Annotated in this window: 19 protein-coding genes and 1 riboswitch; of the genes, 8 read left to right on the forward strand and 11 right to left on the reverse strand. The window is 63.1% G+C overall.

From position 1 onward, the window contains the following. Positions 1-101 precede the first annotated feature (101 nt). Positions 102-1,784, reverse strand: coding sequence for a fatty acid--CoA ligase (locus PP4_RS22730; RefSeq protein WP_016501474.1), 1,683 nt, complete (start codon positions 1,782-1,784; stop codon positions 102-104). Positions 1,785-1,945: 161 nt separating this feature from the next. On the opposite strand from PP4_RS22730, the gene PP4_RS22735 reads away from it, so the two are divergent. The 3 genes from PP4_RS22735 to PP4_RS22745 all read left to right on the forward strand — a co-directional run bounded on the left by PP4_RS22735 (position 1,946) and on the right by PP4_RS22745 (position 4,816). Then, positions 1,946-2,911, forward strand: coding sequence for a 2-hydroxyacid dehydrogenase (locus PP4_RS22735; RefSeq protein WP_016501475.1), 966 nt, complete (start codon positions 1,946-1,948; stop codon positions 2,909-2,911). Between the two features lie 54 nt (positions 2,912-2,965). Continuing rightward, positions 2,966-3,964, forward strand: coding sequence for a class I SAM-dependent methyltransferase (locus PP4_RS22740; protein WP_016501476.1), 999 nt, complete (start codon positions 2,966-2,968; stop codon positions 3,962-3,964). A gap of 39 nt (positions 3,965-4,003) precedes the next feature. Beyond that, positions 4,004-4,144, forward strand: a riboswitch (yybP-ykoY riboswitch). Positions 4,145-4,231: 87 nt separating this feature from the next. Next, entirely contained in the window at positions 4,232-4,816 is a 585-nt protein-coding gene (locus tag PP4_RS22745; protein ID WP_016501477.1) for a TMEM165/GDT1 family protein, read from the forward strand. 137 nt (positions 4,817-4,953) lie between these two features. Here the strand turns inward: PP4_RS22745 and PP4_RS22750 are convergent, their stop codons facing one another. The 4 genes from PP4_RS22750 to PP4_RS22765 form a co-directional block, all read right to left on the reverse strand. Continuing rightward, positions 4,954-5,769, reverse strand: coding sequence for a M48 family metallopeptidase (locus PP4_RS22750; protein ID WP_016501478.1), 816 nt, complete (start codon positions 5,767-5,769; stop codon positions 4,954-4,956). A gap of 198 nt (positions 5,770-5,967) precedes the next feature. Further along, the gene (locus PP4_RS22755; protein WP_016501479.1) at positions 5,968-6,588 is read right to left on the reverse strand and encodes an SOS response-associated peptidase; all 621 of its coding nucleotides are present in this window, start codon (positions 6,586-6,588) and stop codon (positions 5,968-5,970) included. A 15-nt stretch (positions 6,589-6,603) separates the two neighbouring features. Next, positions 6,604-6,864: a putative signal transducing protein gene (locus PP4_RS22760; protein ID WP_016501480.1), complete on the reverse strand. Its 261-nt coding sequence runs from the start codon at positions 6,862-6,864 to the stop codon at positions 6,604-6,606. Continuing rightward, positions 6,864-7,046 carry a CPXCG motif-containing cysteine-rich protein gene (locus PP4_RS22765; RefSeq protein WP_016501481.1) on the reverse strand — a complete coding sequence of 61 codons (183 nt, stop codon included), beginning with the start codon at positions 7,044-7,046 and terminating at the stop codon, positions 6,864-6,866. Before PP4_RS22765 ends, PP4_RS22760 begins: the two co-directional genes overlap by 1 nt. Before the next feature lie 125 nt (positions 7,047-7,171). On the opposite strand from PP4_RS22765, the gene PP4_RS22770 reads away from it, so the two are divergent. Continuing rightward, entirely contained in the window at positions 7,172-8,338 is a 1,167-nt protein-coding gene (locus tag PP4_RS22770) for a 1-acyl-sn-glycerol-3-phosphate acyltransferase (protein ID WP_016501482.1), read from the forward strand. A 121-nt stretch (positions 8,339-8,459) separates the two neighbouring features. On the opposite strand, the gene PP4_RS22775 is transcribed toward PP4_RS22770, so the two are convergent. Next, positions 8,460-8,720 carry a hypothetical protein gene (locus PP4_RS22775; protein WP_016501483.1) on the reverse strand — a complete coding sequence of 87 codons (261 nt, stop codon included), beginning with the start codon at positions 8,718-8,720 and terminating at the stop codon, positions 8,460-8,462. A gap of 159 nt (positions 8,721-8,879) precedes the next feature. On the opposite strand from PP4_RS22775, the gene PP4_RS22780 reads away from it, so the two are divergent. Further along, positions 8,880-9,086: a hypothetical protein gene (locus tag PP4_RS22780; protein ID WP_016501484.1), complete on the forward strand. Its 207-nt coding sequence runs from the start codon at positions 8,880-8,882 to the stop codon at positions 9,084-9,086. Positions 9,087-9,253: 167 nt separating this feature from the next. Here the strand turns inward: PP4_RS22780 and PP4_RS22785 are convergent, their stop codons facing one another. Then, positions 9,254-9,838, reverse strand: a complete 585-nt coding sequence (locus tag PP4_RS22785; protein WP_016484885.1) for a YajG family lipoprotein — start codon at positions 9,836-9,838, stop codon at positions 9,254-9,256. A 145-nt stretch (positions 9,839-9,983) separates the two neighbouring features. Between PP4_RS22785 and PP4_RS22790 the strand changes: the two genes are divergently transcribed. Together PP4_RS22790 and mqo are read left to right on the forward strand one after the other, a co-directional pair. Then, positions 9,984-10,217: a hypothetical protein gene (locus PP4_RS22790; RefSeq protein WP_016501485.1), complete on the forward strand. Its 234-nt coding sequence runs from the start codon at positions 9,984-9,986 to the stop codon at positions 10,215-10,217. A gap of 600 nt (positions 10,218-10,817) precedes the next feature. Beyond that, positions 10,818-12,326, forward strand: coding sequence for a malate dehydrogenase (quinone) (mqo, locus tag PP4_RS22795; protein ID WP_016501486.1), 1,509 nt, complete (start codon positions 10,818-10,820; stop codon positions 12,324-12,326). Positions 12,327-12,492: 166 nt separating this feature from the next. Here the strand turns inward: mqo and PP4_RS22800 are convergent, their stop codons facing one another. The 4 genes from PP4_RS22800 to PP4_RS22815 form a co-directional block, all read right to left on the reverse strand. After that, positions 12,493-12,783: a PA4642 family protein gene (locus PP4_RS22800; protein WP_016501487.1), complete on the reverse strand. Its 291-nt coding sequence runs from the start codon at positions 12,781-12,783 to the stop codon at positions 12,493-12,495. Between the two features lie 68 nt (positions 12,784-12,851). Further along, complete coding sequence (locus PP4_RS22805) at positions 12,852-13,322, reverse strand: hypothetical protein (protein ID WP_016501488.1); 471 nt, start codon at positions 13,320-13,322, stop codon at positions 12,852-12,854. 51 nt (positions 13,323-13,373) lie between these two features. Then, positions 13,374-13,847, reverse strand: coding sequence for a WbuC family cupin fold metalloprotein (locus PP4_RS22810; RefSeq protein WP_016501489.1), 474 nt, complete (start codon positions 13,845-13,847; stop codon positions 13,374-13,376). Between the two features lie 2 nt (positions 13,848-13,849). After that, positions 13,850-14,407 carry a hypoxanthine-guanine phosphoribosyltransferase gene (locus tag PP4_RS22815; protein ID WP_016501490.1) on the reverse strand — a complete coding sequence of 186 codons (558 nt, stop codon included), beginning with the start codon at positions 14,405-14,407 and terminating at the stop codon, positions 13,850-13,852. A 161-nt stretch (positions 14,408-14,568) separates the two neighbouring features. On the opposite strand from PP4_RS22815, the gene upp reads away from it, so the two are divergent. Continuing rightward, positions 14,569-15,207, forward strand: a complete 639-nt coding sequence (gene upp, locus PP4_RS22820) for a uracil phosphoribosyltransferase (protein WP_016501492.1) — start codon at positions 14,569-14,571, stop codon at positions 15,205-15,207. Positions 15,208-15,209 lie beyond the last annotated feature (2 nt).

Genomic DNA, 15,209 nt, shown 5'->3' on the forward strand with positions numbered 1-15,209 from the left:
GGGCTGGCAGAGCTCAAGGATGGCGCATTTCTGCCATTTGGCAAGGCGCCGGGGCCTCTAGCGTGCGGGTCGCGTTCTGACGTTGGCGACCCGCACGGCGGTCACAGCGTGGAAAGGAACGCGCTGTTGCTGGCCTGCCACTGGACGATGTCCTGGCGGATGCGTTTCTTGTCGAGCTTGCCGACACTGGTCTTGGGAATTTCAGTAACAACGGCGATCTGGCTAGGAATCGCCCACTTGTTGATGTGCCCTTGCTCGACAAATGGCTTGAGATGGTCCTTGAGCGCCTTGGCATCGATGGCCTGGCCTTCGCGCACCACCAGCAGGGCAAACGGGCGCTCGCCCCATTGCGGGTCGGCTACCCCCACCACCGCCACTTCGCGCACGGCCGGGTGACGGCTGATCAGGTCTTCCAGGTCGAGCGAAGACACCCACTCGCCACCGGTCTTGATCACATCCTTGATGCGGTCACGGATGTCGATGTAGCCCATGCCGTCGAGGGTGGCAACATCGCCGGTGTGCAACCAGCCCCCCTGCCACAGTTCCTCGCTCTTTTCCGGCTCCTTGAAGTAGCCCATGGTCAGCCACGGCGCACGCAGCACCAGCTCGCCCTGGGTTTCACCGTCTGCCGGCAGGAAGTTGCCGTCGCCATCGACAATGGCCGCCTCGACCAGTGGCACCGGGACGCCGGCCTTGATGCGGTAGGTGACGCGCTCATCCTCGCTGCCGGCCTGCAGCTCGTCGTTCAGGTGCGCAGCGGAGATCAGCGGGCAGGTTTCGGACATGCCATACGCGGCGGTCAGCTGGATGCCACGTGCCAGGGCAGCCTGGTACAGCGAACGGTTGAGCGAGCTGCCGCCGATGATGATCTTCCAGCCGCCGAAGTCCTGCCCTTGCGCGTTCGGGCAGTTGAGCAGCATCTGCAGGATGGTCGGCACGCAATGGGAGAACGTGACCTTTTCTTCGCGCCACAGCTTGACCAGCATGTCCGGCTCGTAGCGCCCCGGGTATACCTGCTTCATGCCCAGCATGGTGGCGGCGTAGGGAATGCCCCAGGCATGCACATGGAACATCGGGGTGATGGGCATGTACACGTCGTTGCTGCCCAGCAGGCGCACGCTGTCGATGCTGCCGGTGACCGAAGCTTCGGCCAAGGTGTGCAGTACCAGTTGCCGATGGGTGAAGTACACGCCCTTGGGGTTGCCGGTGGTGCCGGTGGTGTAGAAGGTGGTGGCCACCGAGTTTTCGTCGAAGTCCGGGAAGTCGTAGCGTGGGCTGGCGGCTGCCAGCAGCTGCTCGTACTCGCCCACCAGGCCGGGCAGCTCGGCCGTTTTGTCCGGGCCATCGGTCAGCAGCAGGGTCTTGTCAACGGTGGTCAGCTGCCCGGCAATGGCCTGGTAGAGGCCGACGAAATCGCTGTTGACCAGCACCACGCGATCTTCGGCGTGGTTCATGGTGTAGAGGATCTGCTCGGGCGACAGGCGCACGTTGATGGTGTGCACAACGGCGCCGATCATCGGGATGGCGAACATGCACTCCAGGTAGCGGTGGCTGTCCCAGTCCATGACCGCCACCGTGTCACCGGCCTTTACCCCGGCCTCGGTCAGCACGTTGGCCAGGCGCGCGATGCGCTCGTTGAGCTGTGGGTACGTCAGGCGCAACTGGTCGCGGTAGACGATTTCCCGGGTCTTTTCATAGCGGCTGCCGGACATCAGAAGGCGTTTGATCAGCAGCGGGTAGTCGTAGGCGCCCTCGGCGGGCTTGATGATGCGGGTCTGCAGCATGGTTATCCCTTTTCTGAAAAGCGGGCCGGACAAATCTGGTAACCACTGTAGTTCGCGAATGTGACGGCTAAATCAGCCGAAGGAATGATTTGGCTGCGCGAGGTATGAGTGGCATTGTCCGGGTGATGGATCATCCCTGCCCTGCCAACGGAGCCTTACTGATGCCCAGCCCGCGTCGCGCCGTGTTTCTCGATCACCAGTCCCTGGACCTCGGTGACCTCGACCTTTCCCCGCTACGAAGCCAGTTCGATGAGTTCGAGCTGTTCGCCGCTACCCGTCCGGACCAGGTCGCAGAGCGACTGCAGGGCGCCGTGGCGGTGGTCAGCAACAAGGTCATGCTCGACGCCGCGACCCTGGCCGCCAACCCACAGCTCAAGCTGATCCTGGTGGCCGCCACCGGCACCAACAATGTCGACCTGGCAGCAGCGCGCGCGCAGGGCATCACGGTCTGCAACTGCCAGGGCTACGGCACGCCGTCCGTCGCGCAGCACACCCTCGCCCTGCTGTTGGCCCTGGCCACCCGCCTGTGCGACTACAACCAGGCGGTGGCGGACGGCCAGTGGGCCAAGGCCAGCCAGTTCTGCCTGCTGGACTTTCCCATCGTCGAGCTCGAAGGCAAAACCCTCGGCCTGCTCGGCCACGGCGAACTGGGCGGCGCGGTGGCGCGGCTGGCCGAAGCCTTCGGCATGCGCGTACTGAGCGGGCAGATTCCCGGCCGCCCGGAACGCGCCGACCGCCTGCCGCTGGACGAGCTGCTGCCACAAGTCGACGCGCTGACTTTGCACTGCCCGCTGAACGAGCACACCCGGCACATGCTCGGTGCCCGTGAACTGGCCCTGCTCAAGCCCGGTGCGCTGGTGGTCAACACCGCCCGTGGCGGACTGATCGACGAGCAGGCGCTGGCCGATGCCCTGCGCAATGGTCACCTGGGCGGCGCGGCCACCGACGTGCTCAGCATGGAGCCGCCGGTCAACGGCAACCCGTTGCTCGCACCCGGCATCCCACGCCTGATCATCACCCCGCACAGCGCCTGGGGGGCGGTGGAATCGCGCCAACGTATCGTCGGCCAGCTCAGCGAGAACGCCCAGGCCTTCTTCGCCGGCCAGCCGCGCCGCGTGGTCAGCTGAGCGGGGCGCCCGCCTCTGCTACACTGCGCCACTTTTTTCCAGGAGGCGTCGTCCATGGACCCGCGCAGTGAAGTATTGCTCCGCCAGGCAGAGCTGTTCCAGGGGCCGCTGCTGATTGCCGGCGCCCCCGCCGATGGCCTGCTCGGCCAATTGCCACAGGCCCAGGCCTGGACATGGCACGCAGGCGATCAGGCCCTGCTCGACAGCCGTTTTGCCGGCCGCTGTCACCATGGTGTCGAACCGCCTGAAGTGCCCTTCGACAGCGCCGTGCTGTTCCTGCCCAAGTCCCGCGAACTGGCCGCCTACCTGCTCAATGCCCTGGCGTCGCGCCTGGCCGGCCGTGAGCTGTACCTGGTCGGCGAAAAGCGCGGCGGCATCGAAGGCGCGGCCAAACAGCTGCAGGCCTTTGGCAAACCGCGCAAGCTGGACAGCGCCCGGCACTGCCAGCTGTGGCAAGTGACCATCGAGCAGGCGCCCGAGGCCAAGCCGCTGGAAAGCCTGGCCGAACGCTTCGAACTGGCCCTGGAAGACGGCCCGTTGCAAGTGGTCAGCCTGCCTGGCGTATTCAGCCACGGGCGCCTCGACCGCGGTACCGCCCTGCTGCTCAAGCACCTCGACGGCCTGCCGAGCGGGCATGTGCTGGACTTCGGCTGCGGCGCCGGGGTACTGGGCGCAACGGTCAAGCGCCGCTATCCGCAAAGCCGGGTAACCCTGCTTGATGTGGATGCCTTCGCCGTGGCGGCCAGCCGCCTGACGCTGGCGGCCAACGGCCTGGAAGGCGAGGTGATCAGCGGGGATGGTATCGACGCGGCACCGACCGATCTCAGCCTGATCCTGAGTAACCCTCCATTCCACACCGGGGTACACACCAACTACCAGGCTTCGGAAAACCTGCTGAAAAAATCGGCCGTTCATCTGCGAAAAGGCGGCGAAATGCGCCTTGTTGCCAATAGCTTCCTACGCTACCAGCCGCTGATCGAAGGGGCCCTGGGCAACTGCCAGGTGCGCGCCGACGCTGACGGTTTCCGGATCTATCAGGCAACACGCGGATAAAAACAGCGCTTGCCGAAAGCGTTTTGCCTAGGCAGAATCCGCACCGTCCTAGGGGAGTAGTCTCCCGCGAGCACCCTGCTCGCCCGGTACGCGTCAACATACTTGGTCAACAGACCATGGCGCGTGCGACCCACCATGCCAGCCTGCATGGAGAGATCCGCAGAGACGGATCCAGGGTTTGACAAGACCTATGACACGCACACCTTACCCGGGGCGGGGAGGATGTACGTGTCATAGCCGTGTCGACCCGCCCCCGTAGGAAACCTGATGCTGGAATCTCTGTTGGTCCCCACCGCCATCGTTGCCCTCGCCGAAATCGGCGACAAGACGCAACTGCTCGCGCTCATTCTCGCTGCCCGCTTCCGCAAGCCGTGGCCGATCATTGCCGGCATCATCGCAGCCACCTTGGCCAACCATGCCGCCGCTGGCGCCGTGGGTGCCTGGTTCGGCAGCTTCTTCAGCGACTCGGCATTGCACTGGATCCTCGCCGCGAGCTTCACCGCCACTGCGCTGTGGACCCTGGTGCCCGATAAGATGGATGACGACGAGAACCCGGCGCGCCGCTTCGGGCCGTTCCTGACTACGCTCATCGCGTTCTTCCTGGCAGAAATCGGTGACAAGACCCAAGTCGCCACCGTCATGCTGGCGGCGCAGTATCCGCACCTGATCATGGTGATCATCGGTACCACCCTGGGCATGCTGATCGCCAACGTGCCGGTGGTTCTGGCGGGTAACTTCGCGGCAGACAAGCTGCCATTGACCCTGATCCGTCGCCTGGCGGCCACGGCGTTCTTCGTGCTGGCCATCGTGGCGGTCTATACGGCGATGAAAGCCAGTGGTTGGGTAGGCTGACTGCAGAAGGGGCCGCTCTGCGCCCCAATCGCCGGCAAGCCAGCTCCCACGCCGACCGCACCGGCCTCAAGCCATGCGCAGTATATGTGGGAGCTGGCTTGCCGGCGATTGGGCTGCAAAGCAGCCCCCTTGCGGTCTTACTGCTTTGCAGCCTGATACAGCGGCATCACCTTCGGAATCGCCGCCTGCAGCGAGGCAATGCGGCTTTCGGACGCCGGGTGAGTGCTCATGAACTCAGGCGGTGCACCTTCGGAAGCCTTGCTCATCTTGTTCCACAAGGTGATCGCGGCATTCGGGTCGTAACCGGCACGCGCCGACAGCTCCAGGCCAATCAGGTCGGCCTCGTTCTCGTTGGCCCGGCTGTTGGGCAGGGTCATGGCGTAGTTCACCACGGTGTCGGCCATGGCCATGCTGCCTTGGCCGAGGCCGAAGATGGCACCGGCCCCCTGACGGGCCATTTCCACGCCGTACGCCTTGGACATGGCCTCGCGGCTGTGCTCACGCAGGGCGTGGGCAATCTCGTGCCCCACCACCGCGGCGATTTCCGCATCGGTGAGCTTGAGCTGATCGATCAGCCCGGTGTAGACAATGATCTTGCCGCCCGGGCCGCAGTTGGCGTTCAGTTCGTCGCTCTTGATCACGTTGACTTCCCAGTTCCACTGCGCGGCATCCGGGCGGAACTTGGGCGCCTGGGCGATCAGGCGGTTGGCGATGACCTGTACGCGCTTGGCATCGGCACTGGATTTGTCGAGCACACCTTTGCTCGATGCCTCACCCAGGGTCTGCTGGTACGACTGGGCGTACATCTGGTTGACCTCATCGGTCGAGAGCATGCTGAACATGTACTGCTGGCGCTGCACGCCGACAGCGCCGCCGCTGGTGGTGTTCACCGCCTGGCAACCAGCCAGCAGGATGCCAGCACTCAAGAGGCTGACGACAAAAGACTTACGCATGAAAACACTCCCTTTTTACATGCGCCGTATCCTAGGCCGAGTCGCCAGTGCCCGCTATAGCCGTAGGGAAGATTTTATTCGCCTGCACCGGCCTCTTCGCGGGCATGCCCGCTCCCACAGGTATTTCATTTTCCCCAGGCGTACCGAACACCCTGTGGGAGCGGGCGTGCCCGCGAAAGGGCCCGTGCAGCCAGAGCATCAGGCCGGCGTGAGGCACTCCGGCGCATCCAGCTTCGGGTCATTGACGAAATTGGCCAAGGCCCGCTCTCGCAATGTTGCAGGCGGGCTGGCCAGCAACTCGTGCAGGCGGGTGATCGGCGTATCCGGGTCAAGCCACGCCGCCTGCCCCGCCTCGTCCAGTATCAGCGGCCGACGCTGGCTCATGGCTGCCTGGGTCACCACCGCGCAGCTCAGCCACACCTGGTCCTGCACCGGGTAGGCCTCCCACACTGCTGCAAAATACAGCGACGAGCCCTCCCCCGGGGTCAACCAGTACGGGCGTTTACGCACGTTGCCACGCCACTCGTAAAAGCCATTGGCCGGCATCAGGCAGCGACGCTGGCGAAATGCATCGCGAAACATTGGCTGCTCGACCAGGGTTTCGGCGCGGGCATGCGCAGGGGTGCGGGACAGGTCTGTGAGCCAGGCCGGAGTAAGCCCCCAGCGCGCCTTGGCCAGCTGCTGCTGGCCGTCGAGCTGGCGCTGGATCAACACCGAAGCCCCGGGCGAAATGTTCCATTGGGCCGGCTGGCCTTCAGGGAAGCCAGGCAGGCTTGCAAGCGCCTGGGGCCAGCGAAACAGGGCGTAACGTCCACACATGGGCGAATTCAGAACCTAGCAGATCAAGGTACCGGGGAAGCTCTCCGGTTCGTCGCCAACCAGTGGCTGGGCATCATTGTACGCATCGATCAGCTGCCGTGCGTACTCGGCCTGCTCATCCGCCACCGCAAGCCCGAGCAGGCCTTGCAGGGGCAACTCCCCCACACCCCCCATCAAGTCACGGCCCACCAGCTGCACGTTGATGCCTTCACTGGCCAGCATACCGACCAGCATTTCGGCTTCGAGCAGGTTTTCAGGTTCGTAGATACGCCGCATCAGTCGTTCTCACCGAAGACGTCCAGCATCCACTCCTCGCCATGAACCTGCAGCACGAAGCGGACAGGCTTGCAGCACACCTGGCAGTCCTCGATGTACTCCTGATCGCCACCGGACAGGTCGACCGTGGTTTCGACTTCTTCGCCACAATAAGGGCATTCGTAGTTCGCAGTTTCCAGCATCGCGGCCTCCGGGGTGACTTATGCGTATAATTGCCGGTCTGTTTACAGGGCCTGTGTGTGTCCGAGCCGTTTTTCGGAGCCCGCCCCTACCTTATTACCCTAGCCGTTTCCAACAAGAGAGCATGATGGGCGAATTCGATGCCATCCGACCGTACGACGACGCTGAGGTCCCTGCCGTTCTGGCACGCCTGCTCAGCGACCCGGCATTCCTCGATATCCTCACCCACTTCCGCTTCCCGCGTGCGGCCGGTGCTCTCGGCTGGTTGCTCAAGCCGCTGATTGCCCGTCGCCTGCGCAAGGAATTCGCTGGCGTCACCTGCGTTTCGACCCTGCAGGACAAAGTCGAATACTACGTCGACCAGACCATCGACCGCGCCACCGACGGCGTTACCTATTCCGGCGTGGAACAGCTCAAGGCCGGCACCGCCTACCTGTTCCTGGCCAACCACCGTGACATCGTCATGGACCCGGCCTTCGTCAACTACGCGGTGTACCACGCAGGCTTGCCCACCCCTCGCATTGCCATCGGTGACAACCTGCTGCAAAAGCCTTTTGTCAGCGACATGATGCGCCTGAACAAAAGCTTCATCGTGCACCGTTCGATCAGCGGGCGCCGCGAGAAGCTGGCAGCCTATCAGTTGCTCTCGGCCTACATCAGCCACTCGATCCGCAACGACGCCACGTCGATCTGGATCGCCCAGGCCGAAGGCCGCGCCAAGGACGGTGACGACCGCACCGATTCGGCGATCCTCAAGATGTTCCACATGAGCCGCAAGGACGAGCCGTTCGGTGCGGTGATCCAGAGCCTGAACCTGACGCCGGTGTCGATCAGCTACGAATACGACCCGTGTGACCAGGCCAAAGCCCGCGAGCTTTACATCCGCGCCACCACCGGTACCTACAAGAAGGCACCCGGCGAGGATGACAACAGCATCGCCAAGGGCATTACCGGCTACAAGGGCCGGGTGCACATCACGTTCACCCCGCCGGTGACCGCGTACTACGAGGACACCAAGCAGCTGGCAGCCGAAATCGACCGGCAGATCCTTGGCAGCTACCGCCTGTTCCCCGTGCATTACCTGGCGTATGCGATGTGGGACAGCAAGGATGAGGCGCTGCAGGTGCCGAGTGCCGAAAAGGTGTTCCCGGCGGACGAGCTGGCCAAGGCCAAGGAAGAATGGCAGCGCCGGCTGGATGCCTGCCCTGAAGAGCAGCGACCTTATCTGGTGCTGCAGTATGCGACGCCAGTGCGTAACCAGTATCAGGTCAGGCAGCAGGCACCTGTAGCCTGATCGGTCCCGGGGGCTGCACTGCAGCCCAATCGCGACACAAGGCCGCTCCCACAAGGAGTACGCAATTCCCTGCGGGAGCGGCCTTGTGTCGCGATGGGCCGCAATGCGGCCCCAATGGTTCTCAGGCCCAGGTACTGAACCAGGACAACAGCAACGCCATCGCCAGGCACGAAAAACCAAGAATGTAGAAGTAGCGTGGCACCCGCAGGTCGAACGCGTCCACCACCCCCTCCTCCACCGCCATGTATTCGCGGGTCTCGGCCTCGCGCCGCCGTGCGCTGTGCAGCAGCAACCCGCCCGGGCAGGTCAGCAGCAGCGCCAGCAGGTTGATCAACTTGGTGGGATGGGCGGCCAGGAACCCCCAGAGCACTTGCAAGGACATCACGCAACCTCGGTGTGAGCAGCGGCAAAGGCACGCATTCTACCCAAGTGGCTGTTCGGCGCCCGGCATGGGCGACAAAGTGTCATTAAATTTCATCTGTCATTCACTCGTCATCTGAACAAGCCACCCTGTCGGCCTCTCATCATCCGGAGCTTGTTCATGCTGCACGCCGAAAACCAGGACCGCCTCTACCTCGTGGCCCAGAGCGATGAACAACAGGCGTTGATCGATGGTTTTGCCATCAATGTGCAGGACCGCCAGTGGCTGGTCTACTGTGCGCTGGGCGGGCATGTACATGAAGATTTGCCAGAGGTGGATGCCGGGACGGGCTTCAGCTTGCTGGATTTCTACGTGGAAGCAGCGTGAGCCTGAACCGGCCTCTTCGCGGGTGAACCCGCTCCCACAGGGACCGCACCGAATCCGAGGCCTGCGCTGTACCTGTGGGAGCGGGTTTACCCGCGAAGAGGCCAGCACAGGCAACAAAAAACCCGCTACCTGGCACAGGGAGCGGGTTTTTTCATCCAGCCAAACGCTTACTGGCCCAGCACCTGCCCGATGGTCGGGTCTTTGAACAGGCGGGTCAGGGCATCGCTCAGCACATCACCCACCAGCTGGGTATTGGTGTCCTGGTTCGGCGCCATGCCGAAACGCTGGTCCAGCGAAGCGCCGTAGCGGCCGCTGTAGCTGCGCCCGCCATTGCGCACGTCGGCGCGGAAGGTGGCGCCGATGGTAGCCTCGGTCACGTACAGGTTGTCTTTGGGCGACTGATATTTCAGCTCGGCCAGGGTCACGGTCAGCTGGGGGGCGCCAGAGGCATTCGGCGTCGGGGTGAAGCCGAGCAGGCGCACGGCAGCTTCGGCCTGGGCCTGCAGCTTGGGTACCACGTCGTTACCGCTGACGCTGATGGTGCTGGTCTCAGGGTACATGCCACCACGGGTGCCCAAGGATTGCGAAGGCCGGCCGTCAACCACCCGCACCACGACCGGCTGGCCGTGACCCACAGGGGCGAGCTGGGCCTTGAGCGTGGGTTGCGGGTTGAGTTGTTGCGGGCTGTGGGCACAACCGACCAGGCTGAGGCTGGCCACGGCAATCAAACCGAACAACAGACGTTGCAACATGCGCGTTTCTCCAGAAAATGCGGCAAAGGCCCACAGTATACCTAGCCAGGCACAGACCAGTCATCGGCCCGACCCGCTTGTCACAATCGTTTCATGGCCCCGCCCTTATCCTTGCGCCAAGCCCTCACGCAAAGGACTCGCCGCCATGGCCTCGCTCTGGACTCTGCTTTTCCAACGCCCGCGCCACAACACCTACGCCCGCCTCGATGGCCAAGGCAAATGCCTGGCTTTCAAGCAATGCAGCCAGGTGCCAAGCGGCAGCGGCTGGGTCCAGGTCGGTGAAATCCAGCTGGCCTGGCTGGGCCGCGAGCTGCCCGCCGACGCCCGGGTTTGCGCCCGCGCAAGCCGCCGCTGGCACCAGCGCATCCTCGCGGCCTGACAAACGCTGCAATAAAAACCACGAATGGCGACATTTCTGCCCGCGACATCGCTATAATCTCCCCCCGATTATAAGGACGTCTCCTGATCGGGCCCCGCACTCGCCGATTGACCCCGGCAACTTCACCGCTTCGCCCACAGAGAGCCTTCCACTCAGGTCTTGCATCGGCTGTCGTGCCTGCTTTTCCGGCCCTTCACACTGCATGAACCTGCGGGTTGCCATCGCGCAGTCCCCTTTTGAGGTTCACGTCTCCAAAAGAGCGTGAAAAAACGGTTTTCACAACTTCACAAGAGTGTGGCGAGCAAATGAACAGTCTGGCATGTGCAAAAGCGGCAGATGTGTCCCGAACAGCCCTGAACAGGCGGCAAATGCGCTCATCCCGTATGAGTGTCTGAACCGTTCCATAACGCACGCACGACACCTTGACCATAAGTCGAATTGCCGCACCCGTGGCAAACGGCGTTCAATAGCTGAACCCGAAGACTGATTGGCGGTGTCCGCGGAAGTTGCAAGAACTGCGAAAAGTCGGACATGGCGACCCTGGCTACCCCAGGTCCTATGCTGTCAATTAGGTAGCTGTAGATTGTGGAGACGCGTTAAATGGCGCAGAACGAATCGGTTGATGTAGTACTGGTAGGCGCGGGCATCATGAGTGCCACCCTGGCCGTACTGCTGAAGGAGCTTGACCCGACCCTGAAGCTTGAGGTCGTCGAGGCGATGGACTCCGGAGCCGCGGAAAGCTCCAACCCCTGGAACAACGCAGGTACCGGCCACGCTGGTCTGTGCGAGCTTAACTACACGCCCCAGGCCGCCGATGGCAGCATCGACATCAAGAAGGCCGTGCACATCAACGCCCAGTTCGAGGTGTCGCGCCAGTTCTGGGCCTACCTGAGCAAGAAGGGCAACTTCGGCTCGGCGCGTGCGTTCATCAACCCTGTCCCGCACCTGAGCTACGTCGAGGGTGACAAGGGTGTTTCCTTCCTCAAGAAGCGCTTCGAGCTGCTCAAGCAGCACCATGCCTTCGCTGACATGGAATACACCGAAGACAAGGCGGTGATGAGCGACTGGATGCCGTTGATGATGCCAGGCCGCCCGGCCGACCAGCACATTGCAGCTACCCGTGTAGCCAAAGGCACCGACGTCAACTTCGGCGCCCTGACCAACAAGCTGCTCAAGCTGCTGGGCGACTCGCCGGACGCGCAGGTGAAATACAGCAAGAAGGTCGTCGGCCTGCGCCGTAACGGCAACGGCTGGACCGTGAGCATCAAGGACGTCAACAGCGGCGGCAGCCGCGAGGTCGACGCCCGCTTTGTCTTCCTCGGCGCCGGCGGCGCGGCCCTGCCGCTGCTGCAAGCGTCCGGCATCCCGGAAAGCAAAGGCTTTGGCGGCTTCCCGGTCAGCGGCCAGTGGCTGCGTTGCGACAACCCGGAAATCGTCAAGCAGCACCAGGCCAAGGTCTACAGCCAGGCCGCCGTGGGCGCCCCGCCGATGTCGGTACCGCACCTGGATACCCGCGTTGTGGACGGCAAGACTTCGCTGCTGTTCGGCCCGTACGCCGGCTTCACCACCAAGTTCCTCAAGCACGGTTCGCTGATGGACCTGCCGCTGTCGGTGCGCATGGGCAACATCGGCCCGATGCTGGCCGTGGCCCGTGACAACATGGACCTGACCAAGTACCTGGTCAGCGAAGTGATGCAGTCCATGGAGCAGCGCCTGGAAGCCCTGCGTCGCTTCTATCCGCAGGCCAAGGCCGAAGACTGGCGCCTGGAAGTGGCTGGTCAGCGCGTGCAGATCATCAAGAAAGACCCGAAAAAAGGCGGTGTGCTGCAGTTTGGTACCGAGCTGGTCTCGGCCCAGGACGGCAGCCTGGCCGCACTGCTCGGCGCTTCGCCAGGCGCTTCGGTGACCGTGTCGATCATGCTGGAACTGATCGAACGCTGCTTCCCCGAGCAGGCCAAAGGTGCCTGGGCTGCCAAGCTCAAGGAAATCTTCCCGGCGCGCGAGAAGACACTGGCAACCGATGCTGCCCTGTACCAGAAGATCAGTGCCGACAACGATGTGGCGCTGGACCTGGTGGAAAGCAGCCCGGCGGCCAAGCACTACGCCTGAACCGCCCGATAACGAAAAAACGCCCCTCGGGGCGTTTTTTTGTGCCTGGGTACCTATCAGCCTGTGCCGGCCTCTTCGCGGGCTTGCCCGCTCCCACAGGTTCGGCGCTTCCCCTCATCCCTGTGGGAGCGGGCAAGCCCGCGAAAGGGCCAGCACAGGTTGAATATCAACCGCGGGCGTTGTCGATGATCTCGATGTACTCAGGCGCATTGCGCTGGTCGGCAATTTGCTCGACGAAGGTCTTGCCGTGCTCGTCCTTGCCATCCAGGTCCAGGCCAGCTTCGACAAAGAAGCCGACAAAGCGCTCGAAATCGTCGACACGCAGCCCGCGGTACGCCTTGACCAGCTTGTGGTGCGAAGGAGAGGTCACGCCATCGGCCGGTTCGAACTGAAGGAACGACTTGATGTAGTCGTCGCTGATTTCGTCGCCGATTACCTGTTTCTTGTCTTTACGCATTGCCGACTCCAACTGGACCATCACGGGATTTCGAAGGCCGGCAGTTTACCCCTCGCAGGCCGCGTGGCTCAACGCGTACGTACGGTACCGGTGTGCAGGTCGGCCCAGATGTGGCCGTTGCCATAGGTGAGAAACTGCACGTACAGGGTCTCGTTACGCAGCAGGTCCATGATTACCCGGTAGTCACTGACCGGGTAATTCAGGCTCAAGGTGCGGCTTTTTTCGTCATACACGGGCTTCTTCAGGCTCTTGGCCGCTTCGCCGTCGAAGGTCAGCAGCACCTGGGCGATGGTCGCGCCCTTGCTCAACGGCTTGCCCTTCAGGCGCACCTGCAACGACGAGGTGATCGGGATCGGCTGCTGGTCGGACTGGCGCTGGGCCCCCACCACCACCGAGTAGTCGGTCACTTGCAGCAGTTGCTGACCGGTCGGCGCTTCCTGGCGCAAGGACTGATCATCGGGCGGCAGGAACTGGCTGTGCAGGGGGGCGGCGGCGAGTGGCATGCTGACGGCCAGCAGGAGGGGAAGAATCGCACGCATGTGAGGCTCCTTGTATGAAGGAGCACTCTAGCATGCCGGGTGCAGGCAACCTCAATCGAACTGCGCGAGCATCCAGGCCTGGTACTCGGCCACGCCGGCGTCTCCCTCGCGCGGCGCCCATTGTGCATGTTCGCCCTCGCCCACCGGCCGGTAAGGCCCGGCCTTGCATTCGAACAGGATGCTGTCCGGCTCCAGCACCACCAGCCCATGGTAGGTACCGGGTGCCAGGTCCACACCCAGGCAATCACCGCCTGCCTGCAGCACGCGCTTGTCGGTCACTGCGCCCTGCTCATCGAAGATCAGCAAGCCCAGGCGGCCCTTGAGCACGATCAGGGCTTCGGCCTTGTCGTCGCTCAGGTGGCGGTGCGGCGGGATGTAGGTACTCGGCTGCAGCCCGACCGCCATGCGGTGGCAGGGCTCTTCCATCTCATGGAAGCTATGGTGCTGCCGCCCGCGCGGGTTGGCGGCAGCCTTTTCGGCCAGCCCGGCGAACAGCGATTGGTCGATGAACGCAGGCTGGCGCATGATCACAGCCCCTTGACGGCGAAAATGCCGTTGGCATTGCGCCAGTAGCCTTTGTAGTCCATGCCGTAACCGAAGATGTAGCGGTCGACACACGGCAGGCCCACGTAGTTGGCCTTGAGGTCCGGGCTGGCCTTGCGGTCGTGGTCCTTGTCGATCAGGACTGCGGTGTGCACCGAGCGCGCACCGGCATGCTTGCAGAACTCGATGATGGCGCTGAGGGTGTGGCCTTCGTCGAGGATGTCGTCGACGATCAGCACGTCACGGTCGATGAACGACACTTCCGGCTTGGCCTTCCAGAACAGCTCACCGCCGCTGGTCTGGTTGCGGTAGCGGGTGGCGTGCAGGTACGAAGCTTCCAGTGGGAACTGCAGGTGGGTCAGCAGTTTGCCGGAGAAGATAAGGCCACCGTTCATCACGCAGAACACCACCGGGTTCTTGTCGTGCAGGTCCTTGCAGATCTGCTCGCCGACTTTGGCGATGGCCGCTTCGACTTCGGCTTCGGTGTACAGGCAGTCAGCTTCACGCATGACTTGACGGATGTGCTCGAGATCGGCGGACATGGCGCTCTCCGGGGGTGCATTTTGGAAAAGCGGGCAAAGGTACGCATCCGCTCGTCCCAGATCAAGCATTTATGGACTAACGTCCAGAATGACCAGACGACAGCACAGGCTGAATAGATTAATCTAGCGCGGTTTTTTTGCCCGCCTTTCGGAGCCCCCCTATGCCCACTCGTGAGATCCGCCACCCGCTGATCCGCCACAAGCTCGGCCTGATGCGCCGTGCCGATATCAGCACCAAGAATTTTCGCGAACTCGCCCAGGAAGTCGGCGCGCTACTGACCTACGAAGCCACCCAGGACCTGCCACTCGAAACCTACGAGATCGATGGCTGGTGTGGCAAGGTGCAAGTCGAAAAAATTGCCGGCAAGAAGATCACCGTGGTACCGATCCTGCGCGCGGGTATCGGCATGCTTGATGGCGTGCTCAGCCTGATCCCGGGTGCCAAGGTCAGTGCCGTGGGTGTCGCCCGCAACGAGGAAACCCTCGAAGCCCACACCTACCTGGAAAAGCTCGCGCCGGACATCAACCAGCGCCTGGCCCTGATCATCGACCCGATGCTGGCCACCGGCGCTTCGATGGTCGCTACCATCGACCTGCTGAAAAAGGCCGGCTGCAAGGAGATCCGCGCCATGGTGCTGGTCGCCGCGCCAGAAGGCATCGAAGTGGTGGAAAAAGCCCACCCGGACGTGAAGATCTACACCGCTTCGATCGACCAGCGCCTGAACGAGCACGGCTACATCGTGCCGGGCCTGGGCGATGCCGGTGACAAGATCTTCGGCACCAAGCAAAAGGACGCCTGACC

Origin of the sequence: Pseudomonas putida NBRC 14164 (genome assembly GCF_000412675.1) — a bacterium.
Lineage (GTDB): Bacteria > Pseudomonadota > Gammaproteobacteria > Pseudomonadales > Pseudomonadaceae > Aquipseudomonas > Aquipseudomonas putida.